The sequence below is a fragment of the Mycobacterium hubeiense genome (assembly GCF_002838065.1).
GTDB classification, from domain to species: domain Bacteria; phylum Actinomycetota; class Actinomycetes; order Mycobacteriales; family Mycobacteriaceae; genus Mycobacterium; species Mycobacterium hubeiense.
Map to the genome: position 1 here is coordinate 1 of NZ_PIZU01000031.1, position 12,777 is coordinate 12,777.

Sequence of the window (12,777 nt, forward strand, 5' to 3'; positions counted from 1 at the left end):
GCCGCCATCATGCTCATCCTGAGTGCCGGTCAACACCCGAGCCAGAACCGACGCCTAGCACCTTTCTTTAGCCTCTGGCCAGCACGTAGACGACGGGAGGCACCCGGCGCACACGAGTATCGGAAACACGCCCTCATCAGTGACGTCCACGTATGCTACTGAACTGGTCGTCGCCTGGTTGCGCAAAAGTTTCGGGTCGCGAGTTGACTTCGTTGGATGGTCTTCTGGCCACACTCAAGGAAGGGACTTTGAGCTTGTCGCGCGGACATCGGCCGGCCGCCACCACATCTATGGATCCGTCCCAAGACGATTGGTGCGACCAAGCGCTATCCCCTGCGATGGCGCATACGCCAGTCAGTGAACTTGTCCCCGGCCTGGTCAGGGTCGGCGGTTTCGCGATTCCCTATGCGCGGCTGCCCCGACGGGCTCGTAGCGTCTATTCAGCGGATTTCACGTGTTGGTCGGACATCGCCGGGGAGACCCCAAGTTCTCTGCTGGGCCGGCCGAAGGCGGGCAAGGCGACCGTGCGGGCCCTGCTGGGGGCGGCTAGGGATGCAGTCGCCGAGTGCGACGCCGCAGCAACATGCGAGCCCGTCGGAGCTGCCACTTCGGTGCAGCGACTTCTCGACGAGCTCGACGCGCGCGACAGGATTCTGCTGTCGGCCCGAGTGTGGACGGCGACGCCGCAATCGCTGGCCACGGTCGCTGAACGGCTCGGTGTCCACACGGTGTGGATTCACCGAAACCAGCCCCGCGCCGAGGCCCGGTTCGCTGAGTTGATCGCCGCGCCGACCCATCGCGAGGTCGCCAACCACGCGGCCGAGTTGAGTCGCCGGCTAGGCCCGTATGTACCCGCGGACACCGTCGCCGCGGAACTGTGTCGCCTCGACATTGATCCGGCGAGCGAGGCTGCCCAGGTGCTGCTGTACCTGGCGGGCCCCTATGTGCGTCGCGGCGGCTGGTTGGAGAACACGACAAGTGGCGGACACCAACAAGTTTCAGCTGCCGTTGACTCCGTGTTCGACCGGTGCGCCGCACCATCGGGCGCATCCCTCGCCCAGGCTCTGGCAGGTGTAGGCATGGCACCCGACGTTGCCGACGCCTACCTCGATGACCAGGTGGCGTTACGGCGATTCGGTGAACTCTGGGTGCGGTGGAGCGGCTCGACTGCCGACAAGGTCGCTTCGGTGCTGCACGCACGCGGCACTCCTGCCGCCCCGGACGACATCGCTGCAACTATTGGCGACACCTCCTTACGCGCGGTTCAAGACGCGTTGTACGCCGATTACCGGTTCACCCGCGCCAGCCGGCAGACGTGGGCTTTGCGCGAGTGGGGACTCGACGAATACTCCGGCATCTACGACGAGATCACCGCCCGCATCGAAGCTTCCGGCGGGCAAGTACGTGTCAGCGAGCTAGTCCACGACCTGGTGTCCAGGTTTCCCGACGTGGCCGAGTCCTCCATCCGCGTGTATCTCAATACCCTCGCGTTCATCACCGAAGCGGAGATGGTCCGTCTGCGCACCGACGCCGACGAATGGCCTCCTGTCGGACCCCTTCATACTGCGCGTGGCGCATTCCGCAACGGGCACAACGAATTACGGTTGGCAGTCACGGTGACAACCGAGGTGGTGCGCGGGTCCAGCCGGCCGATCCATCCCGCAGTAGCCACCGCGCTCGGGATCAACCCGGGACAACGGCGGCTATTCACCAGCCCACAAGGTCCTGTGGCCGTCACGTGGCGACTGTCATCAACCAACGGACCCAACATCGGGTCCCTGCGGCAACTGGCCATAGCAACCGCTGCAGCACTGACCAACACCCTCGTGCTGACCTTCAGACTCGACGAGGCCTCGTTAGAGGTCGCGCGGATCGATCCAGAGGCCACCGGGATACAGCGGCTACGACAGTTGCTCGGTTGTCCCTTGCACAACCCTGTCGCGGCAATGGCCGCGAGCCTCGATTGCCGGCCCGCCGACGTAACAAAGCTGCTGCGCGGCCGCGGTGACCAGGACCTTGCCAACCTCCTCCAGGACCTACAAGGGCAGGCTTAGCCTGACGCCAAGAGGTGCGAATTTCGTCGGGCCGATAATCCTTGTCCTGCAAGGCCATTTGCCCGGGACAGCCCGCAGCCTGCCCTGCGTCCCGCGCCCAGAGACCCGCTGAATCTGCAGTGGATGGCGAAGCGAGAGGATACGACCAATCACAAGGTCGCACTGCTGCCTGGGCGACCCGAACTCGCCAGCACCGCGCCCTAAACTGCCGGAGCCCGACATCGCGGCCCGAGTCGTCGACGCGATAGTTACCTCGGTGCGCGCCAGCGTGAGTGGTGCATCTCGCCGGCGGCGGTCGGATTTGTGGCACCGAGGTAGCTGGGGGCCTGAGATACTGAGCAAATGAGTGTGCTCGGGGCGTTCTACACGACGTGGGACAACGCACGCCAGACCTATGGCCAAGGCACGCCCGAAACGGGTGAGAAGTTCGACAACAGCAGCAAGCTGCGACAGCTGGAGTCGGGGCTGGAAGCCGCCGCGCCGGGCTCACGATGGAGTGGCTCAGCTGCGACGAACTATGACGCGGCCAACACCGAACACCGTCGGGTCATCGGCGAGCTCGCCACGCTGGACCAGAAACTGAAGACGCAGGTCGATCAGTCTGCGGAGGTGGTTTCCGCGGGCCGTCGTGATCTGGAGAACCTGCGCAAATGGGTGGCGGACATGGAGGCGAGCATTCCGCCGGGCAAGTCCGGTGAGCAGATGCGGATGGCGCTCGCGCAGAAGGGGCTGACGCAGCTGCAGGAGATCGTCCAACGATCCAACGGCGAATCGAACGTGATCGCGGCTGAAATGCGCAAGCTCCAGGGCGAGTTCGAGGCGCTGCGCAGTGGTCAGAGGTTCGCCAAGACAAGCAAAGAAGGTGACGTACAGAACGCAGTCGGCGATGAGAAGCCGGACGAGGAGGAAACGAAGGACTGGGCCAAGGCAACCGTAGAGAACGCCCTGAATGGCAACCCAGCGGCAGCGGCCGAGGTAGACCGCGTCATCAATTCTTTCAGTGATGCGCAGATCGCCGGCAGGGAACCATTGAACGCCGAACAGCAACAGATCCTTAGCCAGATGCAATATCAGACGCACAATAAGTCGCTAAACGAACTTTCGGAGATCCGCGACAAACTCGGCGACAAGAAGGGCATCCTGGCCAACTCCTGGCAGTTAATGAGCGATCCAGATGTCAAGTTCCCAAAGACGGACAACACGACGGAACTATTCCCTGAGGTCCCGCAAGAGGTTGTTTCGGGAAATAAAGAAATGCTGCCGACAAGTCTCCAAGATGTATTGAATTCTCCGGCCTTCAAGGACATCCCCAATTCGGAGGGTTACGACCTCTTCGAGCTCCCGACAGAGAATGAACTGAAGACCATCGCTGGTTTTGTTGCGGACGGAGACGCCCGATTCCAACAGGGCACCCAGCTCGATGACGGCTTAATGACTCGAGCCGCTGAAATCCTTGACGGCGGAGGTAGGAGCACAGAGGTCGACAGCGTGGTTCAGGACATCTTTAATTCGGCAGGTCGAGACGCAGTCATCGACCACAAGTTCTTGACCGGCGAAAATGGCCGAGAGTTCCTCGATGACATCGCGGACCATCCGTGGACCGACAATGGTGACGCGGCGAGAACCCTCACGGATTGGATCGACGATGCCGCAAACGGAAGCGACCCCGTGATGGACAGAAAGGCGGGTGAAACCGCCTACGCCCTGGCAGACTACCTCGGTGACAACCGGGACAAGTTGGTCGCCGGAGTAAACACGCTTGGGGAGGAGAATCCCGACCTTGTAAGGGGTTACGCAGAGGCGCTTGCGCCGTTTCAGGAGTCAATGATCGGTGACCGACGCGACCCAACCCCCGGCTTCGAGCCCCTTGACGGACAAAACGAGAAGGATTTTTCGCACGCGAGGAACGTCTTCGAGATCCTCAATGGCGACCCCGACGCCGCCAAGTACTTCAACTCTGAAGCGTACGAGAAGATTCTCGCCTATCAAGATGCTACAGCTCAGATGGTGTCCAGCGGAACGCCACCAAATGGTAACGATTTAGGTCACGCTGGGCGGATGTTGGGCGTTCTCAATGAAGCAGCAGATAAGGCGGGAACAGACACAGGGTACGACATTCGAAAGTCAGCGATTAAGATGGCCCTAGACGAGACGGTGGGCAAGCTACCTATTGTCGGAAGCTTTGGTAGCGACCTCCTTACGGAAAAACTACTGCCACAAAAAACTGGCGCCGAGTCGACATACAGCCTGACGCAGGTTCAGGATCTAAATCGGTGGGTCGTAGCATCCGCTTTGTATGATGCGACAGGAACAATCCCGCCCAATGAATCGCTCAGCCAGTTTGCCCCCGGCGGTCACCTTCAGACTCCAGAACAGGTGATGCAGAGTAACCCTGGGGCTATTCAGGATTATTACCAGGCGCTATATGATTACGTTGCAAACACGAGCCAGTGGGAGACAGTCTTCAATTCCTTTGATACCGAGTTCGATGAGGGCACGGGTGTCGAACGAGGTGTAAAGAAGTGACGAGAGCCGTCGATGGATGTGTGCGCGATTTCGCCAAGTTTGACATCGCAGGTATCGAGTAGCCAGATGACTTCCGCACATCAGTTACGAGCGCCACGTTTCTGCTTGGCACTTGTGGTCGCCATTGCCGGGTTCGCGGCGGCCTGTTCTCGCCAAACGCCCGAGCTACCGTCGAACAACGACCCTGCGACCGTCCACGAGCTCCTGGTCGGGTCGGATGGCGTGCAGTTCCTCGCTGAGATCAGCAAATACGACTGGCCAGACAACGGCGCGAAAGCTGCCGGATACTTCATGTGGATTAAACGGGATGCAACGTCTGGCGATGGTCGAACTGCCGTCCGCGCCGGCGAGACGGCGCATGTCATCGCATCGTTTCTCGCCGACAACCGCAATGACTTAGAAGGGATCTCGCATGGGTTCTTGGGGCTCCAACATTCTTCGGTCGGTGAGATCAATCCGGATCTAGTCTCGGCGTACGCTTCAGCGCTCACCCCCTACCAGGTCTCGATGGCGGATGATGACGCGGTCGACGGGTTTAAGCCTCTTGGCGATTTGGCTGCTAGCCGCGACGTTTTCGTTGTGATCGCTACCGGTAGAGATGCAGGCACTCAGTTCATAGACAGCGCATACGAACGTGCCGCGGGTGTCGCCGCTGATGCAGCCCGACAAGCCTGCACCGGTCAAGAGCAGTCGACCAGCAGCGGTGCAAAAGCGATTCAAACGGCTGCCACGCTGTCTGGCCTCGCCGCGGCGGCTGCCAGTTCTGCAAATATCCCGACCAAAAACAGTCATCAAGCGATGGACGACATCCTATATGCGATGGCATCGGCTTGTGTCCCTGTCGCCGAAACTCCTATTGAGGGACAAATATTGGATTACGTCGAGGGTCGAAGACTTCTGACGCCTGACGAGATCGTTCAGCAGCGCAATGCAGGCCTGGAGGACTACTACCAGAGTCAACGCGATTACCTTTACACGCGAGGGCTGGATATATCGGGTTTTGTGGACTGGTACGCCAGTGCCAAGGGTAGCTGACCCAGAATCCCAGCCCACCGCTAGGCCGTCGAACGCTTGGCTCACCAGCGTCCGCTCGCCGCCGCCAACCCGCTGACATACAAACTGGAGCCACCTAGGGGAATCGAACCCCTGACCTATTCATTACGAGTGAATCGCTCTACCGACTGAGCTAAGGTGGCGTGCCCCTTCGGGCCCACGTGAGTTTACAGGTCCGCGCGCAGTGCTTGCCCCACGGTGGCGACCATCGCGTCGACCGCGAACTTCGGCTTCACATTGACCGCCAGCGCCTCCCGGCACTCCAGCACCGCCTCGATGCACCGCAGCAGCCTCTCCGGCGGCACCACCGCCGCCATCGCCGCCACCCGCTCCGCCATATCCGGATGGTTCGCCGCGATCGTCTCCGCGCCCGACGCCACCAACAACGCATCCCGGAAGTACGTCGCCAGGTCGATCAACGCCCGGTCCAGCGCATCACGCGACGCCCGCGTCTGACGCGACTTCTGCCGTCGCTCAAGGTCTCTGATCGCCCCCGTCGCGCCACGCAGCGCCCCCGCCGTGCCCTTACCGGTGCCGCCGGCACCCAACGCCGTGCGCAGCTCCTCCGTCTCCGACTCATTGCGGTCGACCGTCAACGCCAACGCCTCGGCCTCCGCCGCCGCCACCAACTCCTCCGCCGCCGCATACGCCCGCGACGGCGTCGCCGCGTCCCGCGCCAGCCCCAACGCCCGCTGCCGGCGCTCCCGCGCCTCCCCGTCAACTGCCAGCCGGCGCGCCCGGCCCACGTGCCCGCCGCTGACCGACGCCGCCCACCGGGCGTCCTCCGCAGGCAGCCCGTCGGTCTCGATCAGCACCCGCTCGATCGCCTCCGCCTTTGGCGTCACCAGCGCGACGTGCCGGCACCGCGACCGCAGCGTGATCGCGATGTCCTCCGGATCCACCGACGGCGCGCACAGCAGGAACACCGTCGACGGCGGCGGCTCCTCCACCACCTTCAGCAGCGCATTCGCCGCGCCCTCGGTCAGCCGGTCCGCGTCCTCGATCACCACGATCTGCCATCGCCCCGTGCCCGGGCGCCGCGACGCGATCTGCACGATGTTGCGCATCTCATCCACGCCGATCGACAGCCCTTCGGGGATGATGCGCCGCACGTCGGCGTGCGTCCCGGCCATCGTCGTGGTGCAGGCCCGACACTCACCGCAGCCCGGCACCCCGTCGGATGTGCACTGCAGCGCCGCCGCGAAACACAGCGCCGCCACCGACCGACCCGAGCCCGGCGGCCCGGTGATCAGCCACGCATGTGTCATCGTTCCGGTCGCAACCCCACTATGAGCTGCGTCACCGCGCGCGGCCTGCGCCGCGGCCACCAACTCGGCTTCCACGGCGTCCTGCCCCACAAGACGCGAAAAAACACCGGCCATCGCGAATAACAGTAGTGCTGCAAACCGACACGTCTGTCTCACAGCGCTCTAACAGGTCAGCCCGGCCCGATACGGTTGTTGCGTGACCATGGAGGCGATACCGATCGGGCGAATCAGCGCGTTCGTGCGCTGGGTCGCGCGCACCCCATGGCCGGTGTTCACCCTTGGCATGCTGCAGGCCGACATCATCGGCGCCCTGTTCGTCCTGGGCTTTCTGCGTTTCGGCCTGCCGCCCGAGGACCGCCTTCAGTTGCAGGATCTGCCGGTCTTCAACCTGGCCATCTTCCTGGGCTATTTGTTCGTGTCGTTCACCATCGCCTCGTATCTGACCCTGCGCATGCTCACGCCGGTCATGCGCTGGCAGCGGCGCGACATGCTGCTCGGCGACACCGACCCGGCCAGCACCGAGCTGGCCCGCGCCCGCGCGCTGAAGATGCCCTTCTACCGCACCCTGATCAGCGTCACCAACTGGTTCCTGGGCTCCATCGTCTTCATCGCGGCCAGCTGGCCGGTCGCGAGCAACTCCGCCCCTGTCGTCGCCGTCGCCACCGGCCTGGGCGCCACCGCGACGGCGATCATCGGCTACCTGCAATCGGAGCGGGTGCTGCGTCCAGTGGCCGTGGCCGCGCTGCGCGGCGGCGTGCCGGAGAACTTCCGCGCCCCCGGCGTCATCCTGCGCCAGGTGCTCACCTGGGTGCTCTCCACCGGCGTGCCGCTGCTGGCGATCATCCTGGCGTTGGTGGCCAGCAAGTTCGAGCTGCTCTCCGCGCCGGCGTCGCGGCTCACCACGCCGATCCTGATCCTGGCCGTCGCCGCGCTGGTGATCGGCCTGGCCGGCACCGTGCTGGTCGCGATGTCCATCGCCGACCCTCTGCGCCAATTGCGCTGGGCCCTGGGCGAAGTGCAGCGCGGCAACTACAACGCGCACATGCAGATCTACGACGCCAGCGAATTGGGCTTGCTGCAAGCCGGATTCAACGACATGGTGCGCGACCTGGCCGAGCGGCAACGGCTGCGCGACCTGTTCGGCCGCTACGTCGGCGAGGACGTCGCCCGTCGCGCCCTGGAGCGCGGCACCGAGCTCGGCGGCCAAGAACGCGACGTCGCAGTGCTTTTCGTCGACCTGGTGGGGTCGACGCGGCTCGCGTCCACCATTCCCGCCGCGCAGGTCGTCAATTTGCTCAACGAGTTCTTCCGCGTCGTGGTCGACACAGTCAACCGCCACGGCGGCTTCGTCAACAAGTTTCAGGGCGACGCCGCACTTGCCATCTTTGGCGCCCCGATCGAGCACCCCGACGCCTGCGGCGCCGCGCTCGCGGCCTCGCGTGAGCTGCACGACGAACTGATCGAAGTGCTCGGCACCGACACCGAATTCGGCATCGGCGTGTCAGCCGGGCGGGCCATCGCCGGGCACATCGGCGCGCAGGCCCGCTTCGAGTACACCGTCATCGGCGATCCGGTCAACGAGGCCGCCCGCCTCACCGAGCTGGCCAAGCTGGAGGAAGGCCACGTGCTCGCGTCGGCGATCGCCGTCAGCGGCGCGCTCGATGCCGAGGCGCTGTGCTGGGACGTCGGCGAGATCGTCGAACTGCGCGGCCGCACCGTGCCCACGCAGTTGGCCCGCCCGCTGAATCTGGTGTCTCCGCGAGAGGCCGCCAATGACGTGTCGACCGACGTCACCGGCTAACGCGTTGAGATTGCATCCAGGGCTGCCGATTCCGCGCGATCACGACCCTGAGTGCAATCTCAACGCGGTCCGCGCTAAACCTTCTTGGCGGCCTTCTTCGCCGGGCTCTTCTTCGCCGTCTTCTTCGCGGCCTTGCGCTTCACCGGACCACGCGCGCGACGGTCGGCCAGCAGCTCGGAGGCCCGCTCGTCGGTGATCGACATCACGTCATCGCCCTTGCGCAGGCTGGCGTTGGTCTCGCCGTCGGTGACGTACGGACCGAAGCGCCCGTCCTTGACCACCATCTGCTTACCGGACACCGGATCGGTACCCAGTTCCCGCAGCGGCGGCGCCGCCGCGCCTTGGCGCCCACGGCGTTTCGGCTCCGCATAGATCTTGAGCGCCTCGTCGAGGGTGATGGTGAAGATCTGCTCCTCGGTGGCCAGTGACCGAGAATCACTGCCGCGCTTGAGATACGGGCCGTAGCGGCCGTTCTGCGCGGTGATCTCCTCACCGGTATTCGGGTCGACGCCAACGACCCGCGGCAGCGACAACAGCTTCAACGCATCGTCGAGCGTGACCGTCTCCAGGTCCATCGACCGCAGCAGCGAACCCGTCCGCGGCTTGGGACCCGTCGGCTTCTTGCCCTTCTTCGCGGGCGCGCCATCCTCAGGCTCGTCAGGCTCCGGCAGCACCTCTGTCACGTACGGGCCGTAGCGGCCGTCCTTGGCGACGATCTCGTGCCCGGTTTCCGGGTCGACACCCAGCGATCGGCCTTCTTGCGGTGTGGCGAAAAGCTTTTCGGCCAGCTCCAGCGTCAGCTCGTCGGGCGTCAGCGAATCGTTCAGGTTCGCCCGCTGCGGCGTCGGCTCACCGTCCTCGCCGGTGATCATTCGCTCGAGATACGGGCCGTTCTTGCCCACGCGGACATACACCGGGCGCCCTTCGGCGTCGTCAAACAGCTTGATGGAGTTGACTTCTCGGGCGTCGATGCCCTCGAGATTCACGCCGACCAGCTTTTTCAGCCCGCCCGAACGGGCGATCGACTCCGGCACGCCGTGCTCGCCACCGAAGTAGAAGTTGTTGAGCCACACCGTTCGTTGCTCGTGGCCGGCGGCAATCTCGTCGAGCTCGTCCTCCATGGCCGCGGTGAAGCCGTAGTCCACCAGTCGGCCGAAGTGCTGCTCCAGCAGGCCGGTGACCGCGAACGCCACCCATGACGGCACCAGCGCGCTGCCCTTTTTCACCACGTAGCCGCGGTCCTGGATGGTCTTGATGATCGACGAGTATGTCGAGGGCCGGCCGATGCCGAGGTCTTCCAGCGCCTTGATCAGCGAGGCCTCGGTGTATCGGGCCGGCGGGTTGGTGGTGTGCCCGTCGGGGGTCAGCTCAGTGGCGTCGACATGCTGGCCCTGCTCCAGCGAAGGCAGCCGGCTCTCCGCGTCGTCGGATTCACCGCCGGCCAGCTCGTCGATGCTCTCCACGTAGGCCTTCAGGAAGCCCGGGAACGTGATGGTGCGCCCGCTCGCGCTGAACACGACCTCGCGCCCGTCGGCGGCGGACCCGGAGATGCGCAGCGACAGCGTCGTCCCGCGCGCATCGGCCATCTGCGAGGCCACCGTGCGCTGCCAGATCAGCTCGTAGAGCCGGAACTCGTCGGTGTCCAGCGCCGCATGCAGCTGGCCCGGCGTTTGGAACACGTCGCCGGCCGGCCGGATGGCCTCGTGCGCCTCCTGGGCGTTCTTGACCTTGCGGGTGTACTGGCGCGGCGTCGGATGGACGTACTCCTCGCCGTAGAGCTGACGCGCCTGGTTGCGTGCGGCGTCGATCGCCGACTGCGACAGCGTCGTCGAGTCGGTGCGCATATAAGTGATGTAGCCGTTCTCGTAGAGCCGCTGCGCAATGCTCATCGTGCGCTCCGAGCTGAACCGCAGCTTGCGCCCGGCCTCCTGCTGCAGCGTCGAGGTCATGAACGGCGGATACGGCCGACGGGTATAGGGCTTCTGCTCGACGGAGGAAACGGTCAGCGATGCGCCGCGCAGCGCGGCGGCCAGCGCCGACGCGGCGGCCTCGTCGAGCACCAGCACCTCGTCGGGCTTGCGGAGCTCACCCAGCGAATCGAAATCGCGGCCGGTGGCCACCCGCAGCCCGTCGACGGAGTTCAGCTTGGCGGTGAACCTAGGAGGGGAAGCGGCGGCGTCCGAAACGCTGGCGTCGAGCTCGGCGGTGACGTCCCAATAGGTGGCGCTGCGGAACGCCATCCGCTCGCGTTCGCGCTGCACGATGATGCGCGTCGCCACCGACTGCACCCGGCCCGCCGACAGCTTCGGCGCCACCTTTTTCCACAGCACCGGGCTGACCTCGTAGCCGTACAGCCGGTCCAGGATGCGGCGGGTTTCCTGCGCGTCGACCAGGTCATTGTCCAGATCGCGCGGTTCTTCGGCGGCCGCGCGGATGGCCGGCTCGCTGATCTCGTGGAACACCATCCGCTTGACCGGAATGTTGGGCTTCAGCGTCTCCAGCAGATGCCACGCGATGGCCTCGCCCTCGCGGTCGGGGTCCGTCGCCAGATACAGCTCGTCGACATCCTTGAGCAGGCTTTTGAGCTCGTTGACAGTGCTCTTCTTGTCGGGGCTGATGATGTAGAGCGGCTCGAAGTTGTGCTCGACATTCACCCCGAGCCGCGCCCACGGCTCGGACTTGTACTTGGCGGGGACGTCGGCGGCGTTCCTCGGCAAATCCCGAATGTGCCCGCGTGACGACTCGACGATGTAATTGGAGCCGAGGAAGCTGGCGATTTTGCGCGCCTTGGTGGGCGACTCGACTATGACGAGTCGCCGCACGCTTCCGTTACCGCCGCTGCCGCGGTCCTGGTCAGCCACCTTTGCCTACGCTCCACTTCTTCAGTTGCCGTACTGCGCCGGGGTACTGAGTCGGTGGTGGACCGGCGTGCAAGGCAACTGACAATTTCGCACCCCGCGCGAGCCTACGCAAACTGGCCCCCTCGCAGCGGGGCTCTATATACGTGGCCATTGCGTCAACGCTTCGGCATTGTCGGGCGGTTCCCCGACGTTCTCTACCAGGCGCGATAGCCGTCGCCGCCCACTGATCCGCAACGCCGGACGGGCCCCGCGGGTGCCGATCAGCGTCGGTGCGATGCCCACCCGCATCAGGGCCGAGGCGAGCGGCGCGTGTGTGTCGGGGGCGTGCGGATCCAGCCCCAGCAGGTAGCGGTCGGCTTCGGGGGTGCCCGCGGCCAGCGTCCAGGCTCGCAGCTCCCGCGGCCCGGGCAGCCACTGCGGCGGGACGGTCTTGACCGCGCCGCGGGTCCAGTCCGCGGCGATGGCCAGCAGCCGCGGGTCGACGGCGGTGCGCACCAGGGGTGTGTTCTCGTCGGTGCGGCCGATCTCGGGCTGCAGACCCGCATCGCGGATCATCTCGGCGATGGCCTCGGCCCGCCACAGCGCATCCACCACCACCGAAAGCCGCGCGGCGGGGTCGCTCGCGCCGCCCACCAGCACCACCTGACCCGGCGCGGCGAGCAGCCCGGTCAGGTCGGCGACCGCGGGCGGTACCGACTCTGCCGAGAAGAACGACAGCTGGCTCACAAACCGACAGTAAGCCAGCCGGGCAGCCCCGTCAGAAATAGAAACGCCCCGCGCGTCCGGATGGACGACGCGGGGCGTTTCTCAGGCTTGCTGGTCCTGGCTTCAGACGGCCCGAACACCCGTGGCTTGCGGCCCCTTGGGGCTTTGGCCGACCTCGAACTCAACCTTCTGGTTCTCTTCCAGGGTGCGGAAGCCGCTGCCCTGAATCTCCGTGTAGTGAACGAAGACGTCGGCGGATCCGTCCTCCGGGGCAATGAAGCCGAAGCCCTTCTCCGCGTTGAACCACTTCACAGTTCCCTGTGGCATTTCCTGTTGTTTCCTTCTCTTATTCACCGGGTGCGGTCCACCGTGTTTCGGTACACCGGGCCCGTTCCGACCGCCATACCTCGTGGAGTCGTCGGAACTTGACCCGACCTACAACTCTCGCAGGAACCGCGATCGCAACGTCGATCCTGCGAGTGCAAATACACGAACACAGAAGCTGCGAC

Annotated in this window: 8 protein-coding genes and 1 tRNA gene; 4 read left to right on the forward strand and 5 right to left on the reverse strand. The window is 64.8% G+C overall.

Annotated features, from left to right (window positions below; all coding sequences use genetic code 11):
• Positions 1-611: 611 nt before the first annotated feature.
• From CWS39_RS20640 to CWS39_RS20650, 3 genes are all read left to right on the forward strand, one after another.
• The gene (locus CWS39_RS20640; protein WP_233213602.1) at positions 612-2,054 is read left to right on the forward strand and encodes a hypothetical protein; all 1,443 of its coding nucleotides are present in this window, start codon (positions 612-614) and stop codon (positions 2,052-2,054) included.
• A gap of 342 nt (positions 2,055-2,396) precedes the next feature.
• Positions 2,397-4,580, forward strand: a complete 2,184-nt coding sequence (locus tag CWS39_RS29255; protein WP_199178226.1) for a TPR repeat domain-containing protein — start codon at positions 2,397-2,399, stop codon at positions 4,578-4,580.
• Positions 4,581-4,685: 105 nt separating this feature from the next.
• Positions 4,686-5,615 (forward strand): hypothetical protein, encoded by a 930-nt coding sequence (locus CWS39_RS20650; protein ID WP_142386897.1) that lies wholly within the window; start codon positions 4,686-4,688, stop codon positions 5,613-5,615.
• 85 nt (positions 5,616-5,700) lie between these two features.
• Here the strand turns inward: CWS39_RS20650 and CWS39_RS20655 are convergent.
• Positions 5,701-5,776, reverse strand: a tRNA-Thr gene (locus tag CWS39_RS20655).
• 24 nt (positions 5,777-5,800) lie between these two features.
• Positions 5,801-7,015, reverse strand: coding sequence for a DNA polymerase III subunit delta' (locus tag CWS39_RS20660; protein WP_102144792.1), 1,215 nt, complete (start codon positions 7,013-7,015; stop codon positions 5,801-5,803).
• A gap of 88 nt (positions 7,016-7,103) precedes the next feature.
• Here CWS39_RS20660 and CWS39_RS20665 point away from each other — a divergent pair, with 88 nt between their 5' ends.
• Positions 7,104-8,702, forward strand: a complete 1,599-nt coding sequence (locus CWS39_RS20665; protein WP_233213605.1) for an adenylate/guanylate cyclase domain-containing protein — start codon at positions 7,104-7,106, stop codon at positions 8,700-8,702.
• Positions 8,703-8,776: 74 nt separating this feature from the next.
• Here the strand turns inward: CWS39_RS20665 and topA are convergent, their stop codons facing one another.
• The 3 genes from topA to CWS39_RS20680 form a co-directional block, all read right to left on the reverse strand.
• Entirely contained in the window at positions 8,777-11,563 is a 2,787-nt protein-coding gene (gene topA / locus CWS39_RS20670; protein WP_102144794.1) for a type I DNA topoisomerase, read from the reverse strand.
• 135 nt (positions 11,564-11,698) lie between these two features.
• Positions 11,699-12,289: a hypothetical protein gene (locus CWS39_RS20675; RefSeq protein ID WP_102144795.1), complete on the reverse strand. Its 591-nt coding sequence runs from the start codon at positions 12,287-12,289 to the stop codon at positions 11,699-11,701.
• A 102-nt stretch (positions 12,290-12,391) separates the two neighbouring features.
• Positions 12,392-12,595: a cold-shock protein gene (locus tag CWS39_RS20680; protein WP_006243848.1), complete on the reverse strand. Its 204-nt coding sequence runs from the start codon at positions 12,593-12,595 to the stop codon at positions 12,392-12,394.
• Positions 12,596-12,777 lie beyond the last annotated feature (182 nt).

Bases quoted from the DNA above. Each gene is read 5' to 3' on its own strand.
- CWS39_RS29255 (WP_199178226.1), top strand. From the start codon at position 2,397: ATGAGTGTGCTCGGGGCGTTCTACACGACGTGGGACAACGCACGCCAG.
- CWS39_RS20660 (WP_102144792.1), bottom strand. From the start codon at position 7,015: ATGGCCGGTGTTTTTTCGCGTCTTGTGGGGCAGGACGCCGTGGAAGCC.
- CWS39_RS20665 (WP_233213605.1), top strand. From the start codon at position 7,104: ATGGAGGCGATACCGATCGGGCGAATCAGCGCGTTCGTGCGCTGGGTC.
- CWS39_RS20680 (WP_006243848.1), bottom strand. From the start codon at position 12,595: ATGCCACAGGGAACTGTGAAGTGGTTCAACGCGGAGAAGGGCTTCGGC.